The sequence below is a fragment of the Actinokineospora sp. genome (genome assembly GCF_052390155.1).
Classification (GTDB): domain Bacteria; phylum Actinomycetota; class Actinomycetes; order Mycobacteriales; family Pseudonocardiaceae; genus Actinokineospora.
This window is the reverse complement of record NZ_JBQTHF010000030.1, coordinates 72,687-94,070: the sequence shown is the minus strand read 5'-3', so window position 1 is coordinate 94,070 and position 21,384 is coordinate 72,687. Positions and strand designations below refer to the sequence as shown.

Genomic DNA, 21,384 nt, shown 5'->3' with positions numbered 1-21,384 from the left:
CGATTCTCGTCAAGGAGTACCAGCGTGGCGGCACAGCGAGGCCAGCGGAACGGGGTCGGCGACACCCCGCCCGCCCCGACCGCCGCGGAGATCACCACCCCCATCCCGCGCGTGGCCGACGTACCCGCCGCGCGTGAGCGGGCCCGCGCCATCCCCGAGGCCGCGGTTGCCCGGCTCGCCGTCTACCTCCGCGTCCTCTCGGGCATGCAGGAGCAGGGCTGCGGCACGGTGTCCAGCGAGGAACTGTCCGCCGCCGCCGGGGTCAACTCCGCGAAGCTCCGCAAAGACCTGTCCTACATCGGCTCCTACGGCACCCGCGGCGTCGGCTACGAGGTCGCGGTGCTCATCGAGGAGATCGAGCGCATCCTCGGCCTGACCCGCAAGCACAGCGTCGCCGTCGTCGGCATCGGCAACCTCGGCCACGCCCTGGCCAACTACGGCGGGTTCCCCGGCCGCGGCTTCCCCGTGACCGCGCTGTTCGACGTCGACCCGGACCTGCTCGGCGTGCCCGTCGGCGGGCTGCTGGTCGCCCACATCGACGACATCCCGCGGGTGTGCGCCGAGCGCGAGGTCACCATCGGCGTCATCGCCACGCCGCCGCCCGCCGCGCAGACGGTCTGCGACCGTTTGGTCGAAGCGGGCGTGCAGTGCATCCTGAACTTCGCGCCGGTCGTCCTGCAGGTGCCCGACCACGTCGAGGTCCGCAAGGTCGACCTGGCCGTCGAGTTGCAGGTGCTGTCGTTCCACGTGGCCCGCAGGGCCGACAACGCGTCCGCCATGAACGGCGTCGCGCAGGCTCTGGAGGTCAACGGGATGGTGGTGTCGTGAGTATCTTGGCTGTCGGCATGTCGCACCGCACCGCCGACCTGAACGTCCTCGAACGCGTGACCGTGTCCGCGACCGACGTGCCCAAGGTGCTGCACGAGCTGCTGGCCTGCGACAACATCACCGAGGCGGTGCTGGTCTCCACCTGCAACCGGGTCGAGGTCTACGCCGTTGTCGAGGCGTTCCACGCGGGTCTCGCGGATGTCGTCGGCGTGCTGTCGCGCCAGTCCGGCGAGGACGTCTCCGCGCTCTATGAGCACCTGTACGTGCACTACGCGGGCGCCGCCGCGCAGCACCTGTTCACCGTCGCCGCCGGGCTCGACTCGATGGTCGTCGGCGAGTCCCAGATCCTCGGCCAGGTCCGGCTGGCCTACCAGGCCGCGCGCGACGCGGGCACCGTCGGGCGTCCGCTGCACGAGCTGACCCAGCAGGCGCTGCGCATCGGCAAGCGCGTACACACCGACACCGGCCTGGACCAGGCGGGCGGCTCGGTGGTGTCCGAGGCGCTGGCCGACGCCGAGCGGGCGCTCGGCGGGCTGGCCGGGCGTCGTGCGCTGATCGTCGGCGCGGGCTCCATGGGCGGCCTGGCCGCCGCCGCGCTGCGCCGGGCGGGCATCGGCGACGTCGTCGTCGCGAACCGGAGCGAGGCCAACGGCGCGCGGCTGGCGGCGTCGCTGCGCGAGCAGGGCGTCCCGGCCGAGTCGGTCGGGCTCACGGACCTGCGGTCGCAGGTGGCCGCCGCCGACGTGGTGGTCTCCTGCACCGGCGCGGTCGGCGCGGTGGTGCCGGTCGAGGCAGTCGACCCGCGCGGGGCCGACCGGCCGCTGGTGATCTGCGACCTCGGCCTCCCGCGCGACGTCGAGCACGGTGTGGCCGAGCTGGCGGGCGTGCGCGTGGTCGACCTGGAAAGCCTCCAGCGCAGGCTCGCCGAGTCGCCCAGCGGGCTCGACACCCGGCGCGCGGGCGAGATCGTGGCCGAGGAAGTGCGCGCCTACCTCGCCGCGCAGCGCTCCGCCGAGGTCACCCCGACCGTCGCCGCGCTGCGCAAGCGGGCCGCCGAAGTGGTCGACGCCGAGCTGCTGCGCCTCGACGCGCGGCTGCCCGAACTGGACGCCCCGGTCCGCGACGAGCTGGCCCGCACGGTCCGCCGCGTGGTGGACAAACTGCTGCACACCCCCACGGTCCGAGTCAAGGAACTGGCCTCAGGACCCGACGGCACCGGCTACGCCGAGGCGCTGCGCGAGCTGTTCCAGCTCGACCCGCAGGCGCCCGCCGCCGTGTCGACCCCCTTCGAGTCTTCTGTGGACGGTGGGCACTGATGGTTCGGACGATCAGGATCGGCACCCGCGGCAGCGCGCTCGCCTTGGCACAGACCGGAACCATCGCCGACGCGCTGGAGAAGGCCGGCGCCAAGGTGGAGATCGTCACCGTGGCCACCCCGGGCGACCTCTCCGACGCGCCGATCGCCGAGATCGGCGTCGGCGTGTTCACCTCCGCGCTGCGCGACGCGCTGGCCGAGGGCACCGTCGACGTGGCCGTGCACTCCTACAAAGACCTGCCGACCGCGCCCGACCCGCGGCTGTCGCTGGCCGCGGTGCCCCCGCGCCAAGACCCGCGCGACGCGCTGATCGCCCGCGACGGCCTCACCCTGGGCGAACTGCCGCCGGGGTCCACTGTGGGCACCGGCTCGCCGCGGCGGGCCGCGCAACTGCACGCGCTCGGCTTCGGCCTGGAGATCGTGCCCATCCGGGGCAATGTGGACACCCGGATACAGATGGTGACCGACGGCAAGCTCGACGGGGTGGTGCTGGCCCGCGCGGGCCTCGCCAGGCTCGGGCGGCTGGCCGAGATCACCGAGACCCTCGACCCGATCCAGATGCTGCCCGCGCCCGCACAGGGCGCCCTGGCGGTCGAGTGCCGCGTCGACGACGTCGACGTCGAACACCTTCTTCAGTCCACAGTGGACGACGAAGCCACCCGGGCCGCGGTCACCGCGGAGCGCGCCATGCTGGCCGCGCTCGAAGCGGGCTGCAGCGCGCCGGTTGGCGCTTTGGCCGACGTCGTGGAGGATCTCGACAGCAACGACCAGGTGATCTACCGCCTGTCGCTGCGCGGGGTCGCCGCAGCGTATATCGCAGGCGGGAACCCGATCGGGCCCGTCGAGATCATGCGCGCCTCGGCCACCGGTGACCTGACCGCAGGAGAGCAGCTTGGTCGTGCGTTGGCCGCCGAGCTGCTGGAACTCGGGGCCGGGGTGCTCTCCGGTCCCGAGGCGTAGTTGATGGGAAGTGGCCTGACATGACCACCCGTGCACGTAAGTCCCCCGGTCGCGTCGCTTTCGTGGGTTCCGGCCCCGGCGACGCCGGGCTGCTCACCGTTCGAGCCAAGGAACTGCTCGAACGGGCGGAACTCGTGGTGACCGACCCCGACGTCCCAGCGGGCGTACTGGCGTTCGCCCGAGCCGACGTCGAGGTGCGCCCCGCCGTTGGCGAGCCCGCCGACGTCGCCAAAGACCTCGTCGGCGAAGCCAGGGCGGGTCGCGTCGTGGTCCGGCTGGTCTCGGGCGACCCGCTGACGCACTCCGCGGTCGTCGCCGAGGCGCAGGCCGTGGCGCGCACCCACGCGGTGTTCGACGTGGTGCCGGGCGTCTCCCCGGCCACCGCCGTCCCGGCGTACGCGGGCATCGCGCTCGGCTCCACGCACACCGAGGTCGACGTCCGCGGCGACATCGACTGGGCGGGCCTCGCGGGCGTACCCGGTCCGATCGTGCTGCACGCCACCGCCAGCCACCTCGCCGAGGCGGCGTCCTCGCTGGTCGAGCACGGCCTGGCGCCGCAAACCCCGGTCGCGGTGACCGCCGACGGTACCTGCTCCAGCCAGCGCACCGTCGACACCACCCTGGCCTCGCTGGCCGCCGACGCGGGCGAGATCTCCGGGCACCTCGTGGTGACCGTGGGCGCCGCCGTGTCGCAGCGGTCCAAGCTGTCCTGGTGGGAGTCGCGCGCGCTCTACGGCTGGCGCGTGCTGGTGCCCCGCACCAAGGACCAGGCGGCCGAGATGAGCGAGCGGCTGCACCTGCACGGCGCCATCCCGTCCGAGGTGCCGACCATCTCCGTCGAGCCGCCGCGCAGCCCCGCGCAGATGGAGCGCTCGGTCAAGGGCCTGGTCGACGGCCGCTACCAGTGGGTCATCTTCACCTCGACCAACGCCGTGCGCGCGGTCTGGGAGAAGTTCGCCGAGTTCGGCCTCGACGCCCGCGCGTTCTCCGGGGTCAAGATCGCCTGCGTCGGCGAGGCCACCGCGGCGAAGGTGCGCTCGTTCGGCATCAACCCTGAGCTGGTGCCCTCGGGCGAGCAGTCCAGCGAGGGCCTGCTGGCCGACTTCCCGCCGTACGACGACATCCTCGACCCGGTCGAGCGGGTGCTGTTGCCGCGCGCCGACATCGCCACGGAGACTCTCGCCGCCGGCCTGCGCGACCGCGGCTGGGAGATCGACGACGTGACCGCGTACCGCACGGTCCGCGCCGCGCCGCCGCCCGCCGACACCCGCGAGATGATCAAGACCGGCGGGTTCGACGCGGTGTGCTTCACCTCGTCGTCCACCGTGCGGAACCTGGTCGGCATCGCGGGCAAGCCGCACGCGCGGACCCTGGTGGCCTGTATCGGCCCCAAGACCGCGGAGACGGCGCGCGAGTTCGGCCTGCGGGTCGACGTCCAGCCCGAGGATGCCACCGTGCCCGCCCTGGTCGACGCGCTCGCCGAGCACGCCGCGCGGCTGCGCGCGGAGGGTGCGCTGCCGCCCCCGCGCAAGACCAAGCGCGCCAGGCGTTAGGACCACCCGTGGGCGGCGCTTCGATCGCGCCGCCCACGGCTTTCAGTGGGAGGTTCTCCATGTTCCCGAGCCACCGGCCGCGCAGGCTGCGCAGCACGCCCGCGCTGCGGCGCCTGGTCACCGAGACCGTCGTGCGGCCGCACCAGCTCGTGCTGCCCATGTTCGTCAAGGAGTCCGCGACCGAGCCGACCCCGGTCGCGAGCATGCTCGGCGTCGTCCAGCACACCCGCGACAGCCTGCGTAAAGCGGCGGTCGAGGCGGTCCAGGCAGGCGTCGGCGGCATCATGCTGTTCGGCATCCCGACCACCCGCGACGCCATCGGCTCCGGCGGCGTCGACCCCGACGGCATCCTCAACGCCGCCCTGCGCGACCTGCGCGCCGAACTCGGCGACGACACGGTCCTCATGTCCGACCTCTGCCTCGACGAGTTCACCGACCACGGCCACTGCGGCGTCCTCGACGCCCACGGCGGCGTGGACAACGACGCGACTCTCGCGGTATACGCAGACATGGCCGTCGCCCAGGCGTCGGCGGGCGCCCACCTGCTCGGCCCCAGCGGCATGATGGACGGCCAGGTCGGCGTCGTCCGCGCGGCACTCGACGCCGCCGGGTACACCGACACGGGCATCCTGGCCTACTCCGCCAAGTACGCCTCGGCGTTCTACGGCCCCTTCCGCGACGCCGTCGAGTCACAGCTCTCGGGCGACCGCAAGACCTACCAGCAAGACCCGGCCAACCTGCGCGAATCGCTGCGGGAGACCACGCTCGACCTCGCCGAGGGCGCCGACCTGGTCATGGTCAAACCCGCCCTCGCCTACCTCGACGTGATCCGCGCCGTCAAGGAGATCTCCGACGTCCCGGTCGCCGCCTACCAGGTGTCCGGGGAGTACGCCATGATCGAAGCCGCCGCCGCCAACGGCTGGCTCGACCGCAGGCGCACGGTGCTGGAAGCCCTCACCTCGATCCGCCGCGCGGGCGCGGACCTGATCCTGACCTACTGGGCGGCCGAGGCCGCGGCGTGGCTGCGCGAAGACTGATCAGGACTTCGGCTCCGGCGTCCCGTTCGGCCACACACACGGCGAACTCGCCCCGATGGACAGTTCGCCCTTGAAGTTCTCTTTCAGCGACATGCGGAAGCCGTCCTCGCCCTTGTCCAGCGATACGAACTTCGTCTTGTCCCACGTGTCTTCGCCGATGGTGAATCCGTTATCGCGGAACCACTTCCGCAACGCTGCCACCTGCCGACCGTTTTCCGTCGTTGGCACGTCGCGAATCCAGTACACGTGGTCGGCGAAGACCCGGCCTTTGGGGCCATTGTCGGTCGGATCGTCGCAGTCCGACATGTCCAGTCCCAGCGGTTCCAGGCGGAACGGGACGTCGAGGACGCTGACAGCCTGCTTGATGTATTCCTCCACCCGATCTTCGGCTTGTTTTCGGGTAATGGTGTTGTCCATGGCACTCCCGGTGCAACTGGTCGCGAACAAGGTCATCGCGGCCATCCATGCCGCGAACTTGGTGCCTTTGGCGACTCGTTCCATGTCAGTCGGTGGGCCTTCCTGCGATAATATTTCCCATATTGTCGAGTGAGCGATTGTTCTTGTCCCAGTATTCGCTGTGGGCGGCGGTGGTATAGCCGGTCCAGATATCCCAGGTATCCGGGTTTGAAGTGAAGACGCTTCCGCCGAAGCCGGTGTCGGCGGGGTCCGGGCCGTGGACATCGGCCGGACCGGGGATGTTGCTGACGTTGATGACGTCGTCTCGGCGACGGTGGCGTGCACTCGCTCGGGCGGCAAGTTGAGTTGGCCCGCGTTGTCCACGCCGACGCCTGGGCTGCCGACGAAGACCACGTCGTCGGCGTTGATGTGTAGGTCGCGGGCGGTGTGGCCGATGACAGTCGAGCCGTAGCTATGGCCGATCACAGTGTTGTGCGACGGCGGTCCCGAATGGGTGGCACGCAGCCCCTCCTGGAATCGGGCCAAGTCCTGTCGGGCATCTCGGGCATAGGCGCCGTCGGCGGCTTCCACGATGTCCTGCGGCGCGTCATAGCCGATCCAGGTGATCGCCGCAGTTGACGGTGATCCAGAGCGGTTGGCGGCGTCGAGCATTTTATCGGCGCGGTCGATGTCGGTGCCGCAGGTGCCGAGGCCCGCGCCGGTACCGGGCACGAAGGTGGCGACGTTGGTTGCGGTGTCCGGGTTGCCGATCGCGACGATGGCTCGGCCGTTGCCCGAACTGTCGATACCCAGCAGGTACGCCGGTGGCTGGTCCGGTCGAGTCGAATGGATCCGGGTCTCGATCTTGTCGAGGCCGCCGAGTTTGTCGTTGACGGCGTTGAGTTCGGCGTCCTGTTCCCGGGTGCGGCGGGGAACGTTTTCGAGGCGTTGTCTGTGGGCTTGAAGTTCGGTGCGTTCCTCGACGAGCTGAAATCGGTTGGCGCGATCGCGGATCACGGCGGGGATGCCGTCGAGCATGCCGAGTTCACTCGCGCGGGTGAACAGCAGTGATTCCTGTTCCATCGGGGTCAGCGAGTCCCACCATTTCCGCACGTCCACTGGCGCTGTTCCGCGTGGCGGGACGGTTGCCGAGGCGGCCGTGATGACACCCGGTGAATCGGCGGTGAGTCGGCGGAATGCGGCGGCGATCTCGGCGTCCGCCGCGCTCGCCTGGGCAATGGCGTCCCGGAACACGCCCGAGTACTTGGCGATCAGCTCCCGAATGCGGATCGGCTCGTCCACCATGCGGGTGTGCGGGTGGTCGTCGTGGATGCCGCCGTCGGCGGTGATCGTCAGGCCCCGGTACCGGGCTTCGGCGGCGCCGTCGAGGACCGCGCGTCGCGCGGCCCCGATCCGGTCGGCGGCGTCGCCCCAGAGCCGATAGGCCGTGAACAAGGTGTCCGAGCAGGTGTCCAACGCCGTGGCGTGGGCCTGGAAGGTGGCCTTGGCGGCGTGGCCGCTTCGCCTTCCCAGCGCTCCAGTTGGTCGTTGGCCCGCCGAACCTCGGCGGCGCGCTCGCCCAGGGTGTTCGACATCGCGAGCCACGCCCGCTCGGCCTGCCGGAACACCTGCGGGTCGACATCGTGTAGATCGGCGAAGGTCACCACTGGTCCAGCCTCCGCAGGTTCGTGGTGTTCCGCGACTCGGCGGCGGCGTAGTCGGCGGCGTTCACGCTGAGCTTGTCGCCGTCCAGGGCCAACTTCGCCGCCGTGGCGTCCACCGCGCGCTGCCAGCTCTGTTCGCACTCCGCGCCTGCCGCCACCAGGTCGAACCCGTGCACCGTGGTGCTGATGGCGTCCTGCGTCCCACTGAACCCGGCCGCGTCGCGCCGGATCTGCTCCGCGATGTCCACCACGCCGGTGCCCGTGCCCGCCAACTCTTCGGCGGTGAGCTGAATCCGCTCACCCGGTGCTGTCACGCCCGCCTCCCCACGTCCGGTCAGAACGTAAGAATGACGCGCCTCGACACGACTCGGAGCCGTCCGACTGCGAAGTGGAGTAGAACTACCTACCCGTCACGGCGCCCAGGAACGCGGCGAGCCCGGCGGGACTGACCGCAAGGACCGGCCCACGAGTGTTCTTGGAGTCCCGCACGGCGGTGAGCCCGGGCCGATTCGCCACCTCAACGCAATCGCCGCCGCTGGAACCGCTGAAGCTGCTCTTGCGCCACGGTGTGCTGGGCATCCCCGGACTCCGTCCGTCAGGTGATCACGGAAACTTCTCCGCCACCTTAGCAATCAGCGCGCGGGAGTCGTCGGGGTCCATGGCCGAGGCCCGCAACCGGTTGAAGATCAACGTGTAGCGGCCGACCTCGGCCGGACTCTCCGGGTAGGTCGCGCCGATGACGTCCTCCAGGTAGACGATCGAGTCGTCCGTGTCCGGTAGGTTGAGCAGGGAGAACGCCGAGGGGACCACTGGGTGGGGTGGTGCGTCGAACGGCAGGACGTGCAGGTCCACATTCGGCAGCTCGCACACCTCCAGCAGGTGGGCGAACTGGCGGGCCATCGTGTACTTGTCGCCGATGATCTTGAGGAGGGCGGACTCGCTCAGCACCGCCGTGTACTGGGCCGGATCGTCCCGAGTGAGGATCGCTTGGCGGGCCATCCTCAGGTCGACCGGGTTGCGGAGCACCTGATCGCCCATGTCCGGCTCCCAGGCGCGCAGCACAGCTCGGGCGTAGTCCTCGACTTGCAGCAGCCCGGGTACCGCCTCGGTTTGGTACTGCTTGACTTCCGAGCAGGCGGCTTCGAGGCTGACGTAGCGGCGGAACCAGTCGGGCACCGCGTCGCGATACGGTTCCCACCACTGGCGTTTGCGCGGCTGGTCGTTCACCTTGATCAGATTCTGGACGACGTCGTCCGCGACCTCGTAGTACGCCAGCAATGTGATCATCTGCTCGGTCCTGATGCCGAGCAGACCATTCTCGATCTTGCTCACCTTGGAGTGGCTGCACCCGAGATGCTCGGCGGCCTGGACGCTGGTCTTGCGCGCGGCCACCCGATGTCTGCGCAGCTCGTAGCCGACCTGACGGAGTTGGACGTTGGTGTTCGGGTTGTCGAGCATGGAGCCAGTGTGCCCGATAGTCGACCACGCACCCTTCCTTCGATCGGGTGAATCGCCGATGGAACCGTTCCATGGATGTTCCGAAGGTGTCACGCTGGCCTCGTCGAGGGAGGTCGGATGGACGGTCGTGGGTTGACCATGCTGGAGTCGGGGTTCGGGTGGGTGGCCGGGGCGCCGAAGTTTGCGTGTCGGTGGTCGATCAAGGCGTTCACCCCGGAGTTCACCTTCTGCACCACGCTGTTCGACCTGTTGCCCAACCGGCGACACGTGGTGATCTATCCGGCGGCGGTCAGCAGGTTCTCCGTCCGACTGGACCGAACGGCCGTCGAGATGCTCGGCGCCACCCTGGAAACCCGGGACGCGTGCGCGGTGCTCGCGCTACATCCGTTGCACGGCAACCGGTTGCTGGGCCTGCGCCCGCTCACCGAGCCGAAGGTGCCTGCCTGGTCCGACCGGCCCGCCGACGCCCCGCCGTACCTCGGCCCGATGGAGCTCTACCTCGAACTGCCCGACGACGGGATCCGCGTCCTGTTTCTGCGCGAGCGGCTCTATACGCTGACCGACACCCTCGCCGAGATCCGGCAAGCCCTGCGCTGACCCCTTGCCCGGCGCGCTCCCGCTCGGCCGGACCGGTGGCTGACTCGGTGCTGGGCCGAGCGGGTGAGTGGTCACTCATCCCGCTGAATCGGCCACCAACGGTCACCCTGTTCGGTATTCTCCTCGCGGAGAGTCGTTCGAGGGGGATGAGACTGCCATGCCGTTCCTACAGAACACCGGCCCGATTGACGCCACCCAGCCCGGCGGGGCTATCGGCTCCGCACTGTCCGGCATGTCCACCATGCGCGTCGACCCGGACAACATCGTCGAACTCGCCCACGACCTGGCCTCCGTTCGCGACGACGTTCTCCACTTCCTCATGTATGAGGGCGACCTGATGCGGGTTCTGCCGCCGGGGGCCGATCCGGTGAGCAGGGACGGCGCCGAGGGTTTCACCGAGAACGCGGACCAAGCGGTTACGGCGGCACATGGATACGTCGAAGAGATGACCCGAGTGATCGACTCCTTGCGCGAGACATCGAGATCATACGGGCTGGTCGAGGAGAGCAACACGGATGCTTTCCTTCGGCAGGCAGGCCAGTGAGCTCGATTCGTCTGCTTGCCCTGCTCGGTGCCGCGTCGCTGATCACGGCGTGTAGCACCGTGTCGTCGGGCACTCCGGTGTTGCCGACAGGTGTGGTTGGCTCGTCCACGACAGCGAGCGGCGGAACACCGATGTCGAGGCCGGCTTCGGCCCGGCCGCGCGAGATCAAGTTGGCCGGTCAGGACCCGTGCGCACTTACGCCACCGTCTGACTGGGCGAAGTTCGAGATCGAGAAGTCCGGTAGGCCGGAGGTTTCGCCATCGTCCAAAGAGCCGAAATGTGTTTACACCGGGCAACTAGGCGGACTCGGTCTCACTGTGAACTCCAAGGAGGGCATTGAGGTGTGGGACGAGCGTGCGCGTGCTGTCCAGATCGAGGACGCGCCGCCGATACTGGGGTTCCCGACGATCCGGGTCGATCAGAAGTCGCCGCCTGGCACGTGTTCGGCGGTGGTCGACGTGGCCGATGGGCAGACCTTGGACATCATGGTGATCGCGTTGTCAGAAGCGGCGGCGCGCAAGTGTGAGATCGCGTACGAGTTCGCGGAGTCGGCGATGAAGGTGTTGGTGGGGTCGTGAAATCCGAGTCGGGTGCGAGGGGGCACTGATGGAGTTCAGGGATCACGGGTACAACTGGGACGCGTGGCGGCATCGGTCGCTCTACGACATGATCCACGGGCGGCCCGGGGTCCTCGCCGAGACAGGCGGGTCCAGCGTGGCGAACGTGTCCGAGGCTACCGCGCGCTGGCAGCGGTTCACCGCGTTGATGGCGGAGGCGAAGTCGCGCACCGACGCCGCGCTGGCCAAGGCGGGGGTCACCTGGGAGGGTGGCGCCGCCGACTCGATGAACGCCGGGATGGCACCGCTGTCCCAGTGGGCGGTCGACGCACAGGACGCGGGCACGGCGAGTGCGGGCGGAGTCGAGCAATTCAGCTCGTCCTATCTCGTCGCTCAGCACCGAATGCCCGAGCCTGTCGAGGTCGACTCGACCGCGAACTCCGACCACGCGGGTATTCCCGCCGCGTTCACTCACCTGTTCGGTGGACAGACCGACCAGGACCGGCAGGAAGCCGAGGCGCAGCAGGCAAAGCAGGAAGCCGTCCTGATCATGAACGCCTACCACGCGGAGACTGCGGCAGCGCGGACGAGTGTCGGCCAGTTCGTGGCACCGCCGGCTGTTGTGGTGCGTGTGCCGCCCCCGAGCATTGCAGGCGGCGAAGTCGGTTCGCTCGCGGCCGGTTTCCTCGGTCCGTCCGGTGTGGACGGTCCGGGTCGGGCGGACTCGGGGTACCGCGAGGCCGTTGGGCCAGGTCCACGCGGTGCCGTTCCGCCGCGAGGTCCGGGCGCGGTGGTCGTTCCCGCGCAGGACACCAGTGCCAGTGGTGCGAACCCGGTCACGGTCGGCGCCACCCCAGGCGGTGGTTCCGGTGGCGGGTCAGTGGCAGCGAGGCCGAATCCCGGTGTAGGGCTGGCGTTCCCGGGTTGGCCCGGCGGGTCGGTCGGCCCGGTGACAGGCCGGACAGGTGGAGGTTTCGGCGGTGGTCGGGGATTCGGCGCCGACGACTCGCGGGGTCGCGCTGGTGGTTCGGGTGGCCGGGGTACGGGCGGTGGGTTCGGCGGTGCGCCAGCGGAGCAGGGTGGTCGCGGCGTGGGACGCGGCCCGTCGGTCGGTGTTGGTGGCCCGGGCGTGGGCGACGGGTCGACGGTGGGGCACCGTGGTGGTGGGGGCAGTAGTGGTGCGGGCAGCCGTGCAGGAGTGGGACCGGGTGCAGGCATGGGCGTCGGGGGCGGTGCGAAACCGGAGGAAGACAGCGAGCACTTCGCTGCCGAGTACCTGCGGGGTACCCACGACGACTTCTGGGACGACCTTCCTCCGGTGGCGCCGCCGGTGATCGGCGAGTTGTGAGTGCGCCGATCGAGCTGTCCTGGCCGGAGTACGACTTCCTGTGGGAGCACTTCGGACTTGGCGTGCGCCCGGTGGTGCTGGATATCGAGTCGCACGGCTACACCGGCCCGGAGCGGCTCGAACGTCGTGGCGAGGCGTGGAAGTCGTTGGCTGCCAGGGGACTCGGCGTCCCCGGTGACTTTCACTCCGACCTCAAAGCGAACTTCGGACTGTTGGCGCGGCCTGAGTGGGAGATCGACGCGCGACTGCACCTGTCGGCCGAAGGCCCACGCACGTCCGCCTTGCTCGCCGCGTCCGGTGCCCGAGCAGTCATCGGTGTCCTCGAACCGGGCACGCTGACCCTGCGCCGCGTGCCTGGGACCGGGCTGGCCCGTTCGGTGGCCGCCCTGCTGCCACCGCATCGGCCGGGCAGCGGGGCGTCGATCACGCTTCCCGCCAAGACCCTGGACATGTGCGCGGCCCGCGCGGGCAGCAACCGGGACGCGCTGCTGCGCGGGTTGATCTCCGAAGGGTTGGGCAAGGAGGAAGCCCGCAAGATCGTCGACGTGGTGGGCGACGTGGTCCGCTTCGGACACTTCGGTGTCGCCCGGACACCGTCGCACGGCAAGCGCAGGCGCGCCGGACACGTCGTCAGCGTCTACGACAGTTCCACTGGCCGATACCTGTTCACCAGGCGGCCCAGCGGTGGCACGCGCTGGGTGACCCTCTCGCCGGGCACCGAGGTCGCGATCGTCCGGCAGATCGACGAACTGATCGCGGAACTCGTCAACGCCTGAGGTGGTGGCCGCCCGGTATGTTCGCGCGGTGAGCGCTGACGACGAAGCCCCGGTCATGCCCACCGCCGCCGAGGCCGAGGCCGCCGGGGAGTCCCGCACGGACGCGCCCCGTGTGGTCAAGGTGGCCTTCTGGGTGTGGATCGCCGCTGGTGTCACGGGGGTGGCGGGGGCCGTGTTGTTCTTCGCGCTGCGCGACCGGCTGGTCGAGGCGGAGCTGCGCAGACGGCCCGACCTGGACCCCGTCGTGCTGGATCAGAGCACTATCGGGTTGTCCTGGTGGCTGCTCGCGGGTTCGGTGATGTTCCTCGGCTTCTTCGCCCTGCTCGCCTACAAGGCGCGCGGTGGGGTGCGCAAGGCGCGCACGCTGCTCGTCACCCTCGGCGTGTTCGCCGCGCTGTTCCAGTACACGATCGGCCGGGTGGGCCTGCTCGGGCTGGTCAGCGCCCTGCTGATCGTCGTCGCGGTGGGGCTGCTCTACGCGCCCGCCGCGCGGCGGTTTCTCGCGGAGAGTGACGAGCGGTGATCGACCCGGACGACGGTCCGGTGCTCTACGCCGAGCCCGGGTCGAGTTGGTGGCCGGTGCTCTGGGGGCCGGTGTTCTGCGCGGCGGGCGCGGGCATCGAGGCGGTCACCGGCCCGGTCCACGGCATCGCGTGGCTCCTCGTCGGCGTCGCACTGGTGGGCCTGAGTGCCACCTGGGTGAACGCTCGGCGAAAACTCTGTGCCGTCTCGCTCACCCCGCGCACGCTGCGCCTGGGTCAGGAGACGTTGGCGGTCGAGCGGGTCGCCCGGGTGACCGACGTCGGGACGCCCCCGGGCGCCCGGCCGCTCGGCGGCGGCTGGGACGTGCCGCGGAAAACGACGGAGGTTCCGGTCGAGTTGACCGACGGGTCGGTGGTGCTGGCCTGGGCCGCCGACCCGGATGCGCTGCTCACCGCCCTGCGACCGCTGGTCGAGCCGGACACCGACGAGGTCCGGGCTTGACCGCGACACTGTGATTCGCGTCATAGGAGACCCGCGAAGTGCGTCGCCTTGGCCGACCCAATAGCTTCTTCCCCATGACGAGTGGACCGAACGACCCATACGAGCCCATGCCCGCCGCCCCGCCGGTCGACGACCGGTCGATGGGCGCCGCAGGCGTGCGGCCCAAGTCCGTGGACATGGCCTTCAACCTCTGGATCGCCAACGCAGCCCTGGGCCTGCTGGGATTCATTGTCACCCTGGCGGTCGGCAGGGAGGCGATGCGCGACACCGCGCGAACGACACTGCAGGATTCCGGGACCAGGTTCACCGAAGCCGACCTGGACGCCGCGGTCACCGCGGCGATGGTCTTCACCGGCATCGTGGCGCTGCTCTTCGTCGGCCTCTACGTCCTGTTCGCGTTCAAGATGCGCGCGGGCCGCAACTGGGCGCGGATCACGCTGGCCGTCCTCGGCACCATCGGCCTGGTGCTGGGCCTGCTCGGCGTCGTCCAGGGCGGTCAGGGCGCGGTCGCGCTGATCGTGAGCATCGTGCAGATCGCGCTGATCGCGGGCGCCCTGTACTTCATGTTCGTCAAGGACTCCTCGGACTACTTCGAGGCCGCCAAGCGCGCGTCGTGAATGCTCGCGGCGGGGCGCTCAGCGCCCCGCCGCGTAACACGGGCGGGCCCGGGGCATACATAACTCCCGTGACCGTGCCGTCTGCATCCACGCCCCTGGCCCGCGCCCGACCCGGGGCGGTGACCGGGGCCTTCTGCGGCGCGGTCGCCGCGGCGGGGCTGGCCGGGATGCTGGTCGTGGTCTCCGACCGGGCACTGGGCTATCTCGGCCTGGGCGCCGCCGTCTCCGCCGTCACGGCTCTCGCGGCCGCGTTCCCGATGCGCGCGGGCCGCCCGCGAGCCCGCCTCGCGCTGATGCTGTCCGCGCTGTTCGGGGCGCTGTGCGCGCCCGCCGCGGCCAACGCTGTCGACTCGTCGACGGCACCGATCCTGGGTGGCGTGCTGGTCGCCGGGTGGGCGGCCGTGGTGTGTCTGCTGCTGCGGGCCGACGCCCGCGACTTCTTCGGCACCCCGGTGACCCCGGTGTCGAAGGCGGAGGCATGAGAGGCTGACCGGTGTGACCGCACGGGGGACCACCGAAGCCGAGACGTCCAACCTGACCTGGCCCGTACCCACCGCCGGGCTGAACCAGCCGTGGCGGTTGGCCCTCGCCGTGGGTGAAGTCCTCGCGGCCGTGCTGCTCGGCTGGCTGGCCGTGTGGCTGTGGTCCGAGGGCACGGTGCTCGTGGCCGCCGTCGACGGCAGGCCCGAACTGGTCTTCGAGCGCTACCTGGGCAACTGGATCGCGGGCGCCATCGGCGTCGCCACGCTGGCCGTGCTGCTGCTGTTCGACGCGCCCCGGCAGGCGGTTCTGGGCGTGCGCACCCGCTCCCGCGCCAGGTGAGCGCGGCCACTCTCCGCGATTTGGAAGACTGGCCAGGTGAGCACCGAAGTCCAGCAAGCACACGTCCGCGCGTCCGCCGCGTTGTTCGACCGCGCCAAGGCGGTGACACCGGGCGGGGTGAACTCGCCGGTCCGGGCGTTCGCCGCGGTCGGCGGCACCCCCCGGTTCATGGTCAGCGGCACGGGCGCCTACCTCTGGGACGCTGACGACAACCGCTATGTCGACCTGGTCTGCTCGTGGGGCCCGATGATCCTGGGCCACGCGCACCCGGCCGTGGTCGACGCCGTGCGCACGGCCGCGGGCTACGGGCTGTCCTTCGGCACGCCGACCGCGGGCGAGATCGACCTCGCCGAGGAGATCATCCGCCGGGTCGCGCCGGTCCAGCAGGTCCGGCTGGTCAACTCCGGCACCGAGGCCACGATGAGCGCCATCCGGCTAGCGCGCGGGTTCACCGGCCGCTCCCGGATCGTGAAGTTCGCCGGCTGCTACCACGGCCACGTCGACGCGCTGCTCGCCGAGGCGGGCTCCGGCGTGGCCACCCTGGGGCTGCCGACGACGCCCGGCGTCACCGGCGCGCAGGCCGAGGACACCCTCGTGCTGCCCTACAACGACCTCGACGCGGTCCGCGCCACCTTCGCCGAGCACGGCTCCACGATCGCCGCGGTGATCACCGAGGCGGCCGCGGGCAACATGGGCGCGATCGCCCCGGCACCAGGGTTCAACGAGGGCCTGCGCGAGGTGACCCGCGAGCACGGCGCGCTGCTGGTCATGGACGAGGTGATGACCGGTTTCCGGGTGTCCGCCGCCGGTTGGTACGGCCTGGCGCCTGTCGAGGCCGACCTGTACACCTTCGGCAAGGTCATGTCCGGCGGTCTTCCGGCCGCCGCGTTCGGCGGGCGCGCCGACGTGATGGCCGCGCTGGCGCCGTCCGGCCCGGTTTACCAGGCGGGCACGCTGTCCGGGAACCCGGTGGCTGTCGCCGCCGGCCTGGCCACCTTGCGCGCCGCCGACGAGTCGGTCTACCGCGCGCTCGACGCGAACGCCGCCCGTCTGGGCGCTCTGTTCACCGAGGCGCTGACAGCCGCGAGCGTGCCGCATCGGGTGCAGTTCGCGGGCAACCTGCTCAGCGTCTTCTTCACCGAGGACCCGGTCACCGACTACGCGGGCGCCAAGGCCGCGCAGACCTGGCGGTTCCCGGCGTTCTTCCACGCCCTGCTCGACCACGGCGTCTACGGCCCGCCGAGCGCGTACGAGGCGTGGTTCGTCAGCGCGGCCCTCGATGACGCCGCCTTCACCGAGATCGCCGCTGCCCTGCCGCACGCCGCGGCCGCCGCCGCGGCCGCCGAGGAGCCCGCATGACGCAGACGACCGTCCACCTGGTCCGCCACGGCGAGGTGCACAACCCGACCGGCATCCTCTACGGCCGCCTCCCCGGATTCCGGCTGTCGGCCGCCGGAGAGCGCCAGGCGCTCACCGTGGCCGAGCACCTGCGCGACTTCGACATCGTGCACGTGGTCGCCTCGCCGCTGGAGCGGGCGCGGCAGACGGCCACCCCGATAGCCGCGTCCCACCGGCTCGAACTGGCCACCGACGACCGGCTCATCGAGTCCGACAGCCTCTTCGAGGGCAAGAAGGTCTCCATCGGCGACGGCGCGCTGCGTTCCCCGCGCAACTGGCCCCACCTGCGCGACCCGTTCACCCCGTCGTGGGGCGAGCCCTACCAGCGGATCGCGCACCGGATGCTCGCCGCGGTCCACCGAGCGCGTTCCGCGGCGCACGGCCACGAGGCGGTGTGCGTGTCCCACCAGCTTCCGGTGTGGACGATCCGGCGGTACCTGGAGGGCAAGCGCCTCTGGCACAACCCGACCCGCCGCCAGTGCTCGCTGGCCTCGCTGACCAGCCTGGTCTTCACCGACGAGGAACTGGTCGAGATCCGCTACAGCGAACCCGCGGGCGTCAGCGACCCGAAGACGACGGGGGCCTAGGTGCGTCGGGCGTTGTTGGCTGTGGTGAGTGTCCTTGCCCTGTCCGGGTGCGCGACAGGCAAGGACGCGGTGGCGTCGGGGACCGAGTTCGTGTTCGTCTCCCCGGGCGGTCAGACCGAGATCACCTACGACGGCGCCGACCGCAAGCCGCTGCCCGAGGTGGCCGGGCCGGACCTGATGGACGAGACCAAACAGATCAAGCTGTCCGACTTCCGGGGCAAAGTCGTCGTGCTCAACGTGTGGGGCCAGTGGTGCGGCCCGTGCCGCACCGAGGCGCCCGAACTGCAGAAGGTCCAGGACGACTACGACGAGCGCGGCGTGCAGGTGCTGGGCATCGATGTCCGGGACTACCAGCGCGGCGAGCCGCAGGACTTCATGCGCGACCGGGGCCTGACCTACCCGTCGATCTACGACCCGCCCGGCCGCTCGCTGCTCGCCCTCAAGGGCTACCCGCGCTCGGTCGTCCCGGCGACCTTCCTGATCGACAAGCAGGGCCGCGTGGCCGCCGTCTACCTGCGCGAGCTGCTGGCCGCCGACCTGACCACGATCCTCGACCGGCTCACCGCCGAATAACGCCCGAGTGTGACCCTGCCCGCGTCACCCGACCACCGCTCACGGCCCACACACGGCCACTCCTTACCCTGATCGGGTGGACCCCACCGAGCTCGCCGCGTCCGGCCCGCTGCTGCTGGCCAGCGGGGTCGCGCTGCTCGCCGGGATGATCTCGTTCGCCTCGCCCTGCGTGGTCCCGCTGGTCCCCGGCTACCTGGCCTACCTCGCCGCGCTCGTCGGAGCGGACGCGCCCGCCGTCGACGCCGACGAGGACGTCAAACAGGGGCGCTACCGGGTGCTCGGCGCGGTCGCCCTGTTCGTCCTGGGATTCACCGTGGTGTTCGCGGCGGGCGTGGGCAGCCTCGTCTGGCTGGCCGATGCGCTGCTGATCAACGAACTGCTCTTGCAGCGAATCGGCGGCGTGCTCACGATCGCGATGGCGTTGGTCTTCATCGGACTGGTGCCGCGGCTGCAGAAGGACGTCCGCCTGCACAAGGTGCCGCGGATGGGTCTCGCGGGCGCCCCCATCCTCGGCGGCATCTTCGGCCTCGGCTGGACCCCGTGCATCGGCCCGACGCTGTCCGGCGTGCTGTCCATCGCCAGCGCGACCGGCGGCACCGCGGCGCGCGGGTTCTTCCTGGTCGTCGTCTACTGCCTCGGCCTTGGCGTGCCGTTCCTGCTCATCGCGGTCGGGGTGCGGTGGGCGGTGCGGGCCACTGGCTGGCTGCGCACGCACGGCCGCACCATCCAGCTCGTCGGCGGCGGGCTGCTGCTCGTCGTCGGGTTGCTGCTGGTCACGGGCCTGTGGGGAGACCTGGTGTCCTGGCTGCGCAACACCGTGATCAACGACGTGCGGCTGCCGCTGTGATCGCCTTCCTGCGCAACACCTGGCGCGGCCTGACCTCGATGCGCACCGCGCTGGTGCTGCTGTTCCTGCTCGCCCTGGCCGCGATGCCGGGCGCGCTGCTGCCGCAGCGGTCGCTGAACCCGCCCAACGTCGAGGCGTACATCGCCGCGAACGGCTGGTGGGGCCGGTTCCTCGACCGGCTGGAGTTCTTCGACGTCTACGCCAGCGTGTGGTTCTCCGCGATCTACCTGCTGCTGTTCGTCTCGCTGGTCGGCTGCCTGGTGCCGCGCACGGTCGAGTACGCCAAGGCCCTGCGCCAACAGCCCGTGCTCACCCCGCGCAACCTGTCCCGCCTGCCACACCACGAGTCGGCCACCACCGACGCCGCGCCCGCCGACGTGCTGGCCGCCGCCCGCACCCGGCTGCGCGGCTGGCGACAGATCGAGCGTGAAGAAGACGGCGGCGCCCACAGCCTCAGCGCCGAGCGCGGCTACCTGCGCGAGTCCGGCAACCTGGTCTTCCACTTCGCCATGCTCGGCCTGATCGTCTCGCTCGCGCTCGGCAAGATGGTCAACTACGAGGGCCAGGTCATCGTGCTGGCCAACGGCGCCGAGTTCTGCAACGCGGGCACCCTGGGCTACGACTCGTTCCGCCCCGGCCTGCGCGTCGACGGCACCGACCTCGAACCGTTCTGCGTGCGGGTCAACGACTTCGCCGTCGAATACCTGCCCAACGGCCAGGCCGCCCAGTTCATCGCGGACATCGACTACCAGTCCGGCACCGACCTCGACACGGGCACCTGGCGGCCCTACGACCTGCGCGTCAACGAGCCGCTGCGCACCGCGGGCGACCGCGTCTACCTGCTCGGCCACGGCTACGCCCCGACGTTCACCGTGACCTTCCCGGACGGCCAGCGCCGCACCCAGACCCTGCAATGGCGCCCGGTCGACAGCCTCACGCTGCTGTCCGAGGGCGCCACCAAGTTCGACCCGCCGGGCGTCACCGACTCCGCGGAACGCCGCAAGCGCCAGATCGCCGTCACCGGGCTGTTCGCGCCCACCGCGCTCATCCAGGACAAGATCCTGACCTCCGGCTTCCCCGACCTGACCGACCCGGCCGTCGCCGTCGACGTCATGCGCGGCGACCTCGGCATCGACTCCGGCCGCGGCCAATCGATCTTCGAAATCGACCGCGCGCTGGTCGACAGCGGCAGGCTGGTGCGCGTGGCCAGGGAGAACCTCAAGCCCGGCGGCGAGATCGCGCTCGACGACGGCACCAAGGTCCGGTTCGACGGCGTGCAGCGGTGGGTGTCGCTGCAGGTCTCGCACGACCCGACCCAAGGCTGGGTGCTCGGCTTCGCGGTGCTGATGATCCTCGGCCTCGGCGTCTCGCTGACGGTCAAGCGGCGCAGGCTGTGGGTGCGTGCCGCCCCCGACGGCGAAGGTCGTACCGTGGTCTCGGTCGGCGGCCTCGCCCGAACCGACCAGGCGGGCTACGGCGAGGAATTCAGCAGGATCGCAGCCGAGCTGCGCACTCCCCGGAGGGACACCTGATGCCGGTCAACGACACGCTGGCCACCTACAGCGACTGGACCTACGGCGCCGCCGCCCTGATCTACGTGTTCGCCATGGTCTGCTACGCCGTCGAGCAGGCGTTCAGCCGCGCGGCGAAGAAGTCGGAGCAGGCCCGCGAGCTGGTCGGCGCGGGCGCGCCGGTCACCACCCCGCGGATCGGCATCATCGCCGAGGCGCCGCGGCGGAGCAGGCCGGAGCGGTTCGGCCGGATGGCCGTCGCGCTCACCGTGCTCGGCGCCGTGCTGCACCTGTCGTCGCTGGTGCTGCGCGGGGTGGCGACCGGGCGCGCGCCCTGGGGCAACATGTACGAGTACGGCGCCGCCACGATGTTCGTCGCCGTCGTCACCTGGCTGGTGCTGATGCGCCGGTTCGACGTGCGCAGGCTGGGCGCGTTCGTGCTCACCCCGGTCGTCATCCTGATGTTCCTCGGCGGCACCGTGCTCTACACCGAGGCCGCCCCGGTGCAGCCCGCGCTGCAGTCGTACTGGCTGGTCGTGCACGTGTCCGCGGCGATCATCTCCAGCGGGCTGTTCCTCGTCCCCGGTGTGATCAGCGTGCTGTACCTGGTCAAGGTGCGCAACGAGGCAAACCCGGCGCGCTTCGCCCGGATCGGCCCGAAGTTGTCCGACTCCGACACCCTCGACCGGCTCGCCTACCGCACCACGATCTTCGCCTTCCCGATCTACACCTTCGGCATCATCTGCGGCGCGATCTGGGCCGAGGCCGCGTGGGGCCGGTTCTGGGGCTGGGACCCGAAGGAGACCGTCGCGTTCGTCGCGTGGGTCGTCTACGCGGGCTACCTGCACTCGCGCGCCACCGCGGGCTGGCGCGGCACCCGGGCCGCGGTGATCAACTCGACCGGGTTCGCCATGATCGTGTTCAACCTGTTCTTCATCAACCTGGTCATTTCCGGCCTGCACTCCTACGCGTAGCCGGTCACCCCCTTTCTGTGTCCGCGGCGGTAAGCGAC

The 21,384-nt window shown here is 70.6% G+C and carries 25 protein-coding genes; 21 read left to right on the top strand and 4 right to left on the bottom strand.

The window, feature by feature from the left end; genetic code table 11:
- The first annotated feature begins 24 nt into the window (after positions 1-24).
- The 5 genes from ACT4N7_RS12040 to hemB are packed head-to-tail and all read left to right on the top strand — an operon-like array spanning position 25 to position 5,693.
- A complete protein-coding gene (locus ACT4N7_RS12040) occupies positions 25-828 on the top strand; it encodes a redox-sensing transcriptional repressor Rex (RefSeq protein ID WP_444828753.1) in 804 nt (267 codons plus the stop codon).
- Positions 825-2,144, top strand: coding sequence for a glutamyl-tRNA reductase (locus tag ACT4N7_RS12035; protein WP_444828752.1), 1,320 nt, complete (start codon positions 825-827; stop codon positions 2,142-2,144). Before ACT4N7_RS12040 ends, ACT4N7_RS12035 begins: the two co-directional genes overlap by 4 nt.
- The gene (gene hemC, locus ACT4N7_RS12030; protein ID WP_444828751.1) at positions 2,144-3,103 is read left to right on the top strand and encodes a hydroxymethylbilane synthase; all 960 of its coding nucleotides are present in this window, start codon (positions 2,144-2,146) and stop codon (positions 3,101-3,103) included. The genes ACT4N7_RS12035 and hemC overlap by 1 nt, the downstream gene beginning before the upstream one ends.
- Before the next feature lie 20 nt (positions 3,104-3,123).
- Positions 3,124-4,656 carry a uroporphyrinogen-III synthase gene (locus tag ACT4N7_RS12025; RefSeq protein WP_444828750.1) on the top strand — a complete coding sequence of 511 codons (1,533 nt, stop codon included), beginning with the start codon at positions 3,124-3,126 and terminating at the stop codon, positions 4,654-4,656.
- Positions 4,657-4,715: 59 nt separating this feature from the next.
- Complete coding sequence (gene hemB / locus ACT4N7_RS12020; protein WP_444828749.1) at positions 4,716-5,693, top strand: porphobilinogen synthase; 978 nt, start codon at positions 4,716-4,718, stop codon at positions 5,691-5,693.
- On the opposite strand, the gene ACT4N7_RS12015 is transcribed toward hemB, so the two are convergent.
- From ACT4N7_RS12015 to ACT4N7_RS12000, 4 genes are all read right to left on the bottom strand, one after another.
- Positions 5,694-7,565 carry an alpha/beta hydrolase gene (locus ACT4N7_RS12015; protein ID WP_444828748.1) on the bottom strand — a complete coding sequence of 624 codons (1,872 nt, stop codon included), beginning with the start codon at positions 7,563-7,565 and terminating at the stop codon, positions 5,694-5,696.
- A gap of 184 nt (positions 7,566-7,749) precedes the next feature.
- On the bottom strand, positions 7,750-8,067 hold the full coding sequence (locus tag ACT4N7_RS12010) for a hypothetical protein (protein WP_444828747.1): 318 nt from the start codon (positions 8,065-8,067) through the stop codon (positions 7,750-7,752).
- Positions 8,068-8,152: 85 nt separating this feature from the next.
- Positions 8,153-8,332 carry a DUF397 domain-containing protein gene (locus tag ACT4N7_RS12005; protein ID WP_444828746.1) on the bottom strand — a complete coding sequence of 60 codons (180 nt, stop codon included), beginning with the start codon at positions 8,330-8,332 and terminating at the stop codon, positions 8,153-8,155.
- 24 nt (positions 8,333-8,356) lie between these two features.
- Positions 8,357-9,211 (bottom strand): helix-turn-helix domain-containing protein, encoded by an 855-nt coding sequence (locus tag ACT4N7_RS12000; protein WP_444828745.1) that lies wholly within the window; start codon positions 9,209-9,211, stop codon positions 8,357-8,359.
- 117 nt (positions 9,212-9,328) lie between these two features.
- Between ACT4N7_RS12000 and ACT4N7_RS11995 the strand changes: the two genes are divergently transcribed.
- The 16 genes from ACT4N7_RS11995 to ccsB all read left to right on the top strand — a co-directional run bounded on the left by ACT4N7_RS11995 (position 9,329) and on the right by ccsB (position 21,346).
- Positions 9,329-9,808 carry a hypothetical protein gene (locus ACT4N7_RS11995; protein WP_444828744.1) on the top strand — a complete coding sequence of 160 codons (480 nt, stop codon included), beginning with the start codon at positions 9,329-9,331 and terminating at the stop codon, positions 9,806-9,808.
- A gap of 157 nt (positions 9,809-9,965) precedes the next feature.
- Positions 9,966-10,352, top strand: a complete 387-nt coding sequence (locus ACT4N7_RS11990) for a PE family protein (protein WP_444828743.1) — start codon at positions 9,966-9,968, stop codon at positions 10,350-10,352.
- Entirely contained in the window at positions 10,349-10,930 is a 582-nt protein-coding gene (locus ACT4N7_RS11985) for a DUF3558 domain-containing protein (RefSeq protein WP_444828742.1), read from the top strand. The genes ACT4N7_RS11990 and ACT4N7_RS11985 overlap by 4 nt, the downstream gene beginning before the upstream one ends.
- Positions 10,931-10,958: 28 nt before the next feature.
- Positions 10,959-12,257, top strand: coding sequence for a PPE domain-containing protein (locus ACT4N7_RS11980; RefSeq protein ID WP_444828741.1), 1,299 nt, complete (start codon positions 10,959-10,961; stop codon positions 12,255-12,257).
- Positions 12,254-13,033 (top strand): ESX secretion-associated protein EspG, encoded by a 780-nt coding sequence (locus tag ACT4N7_RS11975; RefSeq protein WP_444828740.1) that lies wholly within the window; start codon positions 12,254-12,256, stop codon positions 13,031-13,033. Before ACT4N7_RS11980 ends, ACT4N7_RS11975 begins: the two co-directional genes overlap by 4 nt.
- 28 nt (positions 13,034-13,061) lie before the next feature.
- The gene (locus ACT4N7_RS11970) at positions 13,062-13,556 is read left to right on the top strand and encodes a hypothetical protein (protein ID WP_444828739.1); all 495 of its coding nucleotides are present in this window, start codon (positions 13,062-13,064) and stop codon (positions 13,554-13,556) included.
- On the top strand, positions 13,553-14,017 hold the full coding sequence (locus ACT4N7_RS11965; protein ID WP_444828738.1) for a hypothetical protein: 465 nt from the start codon (positions 13,553-13,555) through the stop codon (positions 14,015-14,017). Before ACT4N7_RS11970 ends, ACT4N7_RS11965 begins: the two co-directional genes overlap by 4 nt.
- A 74-nt stretch (positions 14,018-14,091) precedes the next feature.
- Positions 14,092-14,634 carry a hypothetical protein gene (locus tag ACT4N7_RS11960; protein WP_444828737.1) on the top strand — a complete coding sequence of 181 codons (543 nt, stop codon included), beginning with the start codon at positions 14,092-14,094 and terminating at the stop codon, positions 14,632-14,634.
- 68 nt (positions 14,635-14,702) lie between these two features.
- The gene (locus ACT4N7_RS11955) at positions 14,703-15,116 is read left to right on the top strand and encodes a hypothetical protein (RefSeq protein ID WP_444828736.1); all 414 of its coding nucleotides are present in this window, start codon (positions 14,703-14,705) and stop codon (positions 15,114-15,116) included.
- Between the two features lie 13 nt (positions 15,117-15,129).
- Positions 15,130-15,456 carry a hypothetical protein gene (locus tag ACT4N7_RS11950; protein ID WP_444828735.1) on the top strand — a complete coding sequence of 109 codons (327 nt, stop codon included), beginning with the start codon at positions 15,130-15,132 and terminating at the stop codon, positions 15,454-15,456.
- 36 nt (positions 15,457-15,492) lie between these two features.
- Positions 15,493-16,815 (top strand): glutamate-1-semialdehyde 2,1-aminomutase, encoded by a 1,323-nt coding sequence (hemL, locus tag ACT4N7_RS11945; protein WP_444828734.1) that lies wholly within the window; start codon positions 15,493-15,495, stop codon positions 16,813-16,815.
- Positions 16,812-17,441 carry a histidine phosphatase family protein gene (locus ACT4N7_RS11940; RefSeq protein WP_444828733.1) on the top strand — a complete coding sequence of 210 codons (630 nt, stop codon included), beginning with the start codon at positions 16,812-16,814 and terminating at the stop codon, positions 17,439-17,441. The genes hemL and ACT4N7_RS11940 overlap by 4 nt, the downstream gene beginning before the upstream one ends.
- Positions 17,442-18,014 (top strand): TlpA family protein disulfide reductase, encoded by a 573-nt coding sequence (locus ACT4N7_RS11935; RefSeq protein WP_444828732.1) that lies wholly within the window; start codon positions 17,442-17,444, stop codon positions 18,012-18,014.
- A 76-nt stretch (positions 18,015-18,090) separates the two neighbouring features.
- The gene (locus ACT4N7_RS11930) at positions 18,091-18,861 is read left to right on the top strand and encodes a cytochrome c biogenesis CcdA family protein (protein ID WP_444828731.1); all 771 of its coding nucleotides are present in this window, start codon (positions 18,091-18,093) and stop codon (positions 18,859-18,861) included.
- Between the two features lie 38 nt (positions 18,862-18,899).
- A complete protein-coding gene (resB, locus tag ACT4N7_RS11925) occupies positions 18,900-20,393 on the top strand; it encodes a cytochrome c biogenesis protein ResB (protein ID WP_444828937.1) in 1,494 nt (497 codons plus the stop codon).
- Entirely contained in the window at positions 20,393-21,346 is a 954-nt protein-coding gene (gene ccsB / locus ACT4N7_RS11920) for a c-type cytochrome biogenesis protein CcsB (protein ID WP_444828730.1), read from the top strand. The genes resB and ccsB overlap by 1 nt, the downstream gene beginning before the upstream one ends.
- The last annotated feature ends 38 nt before the right edge of the window (positions 21,347-21,384 follow it).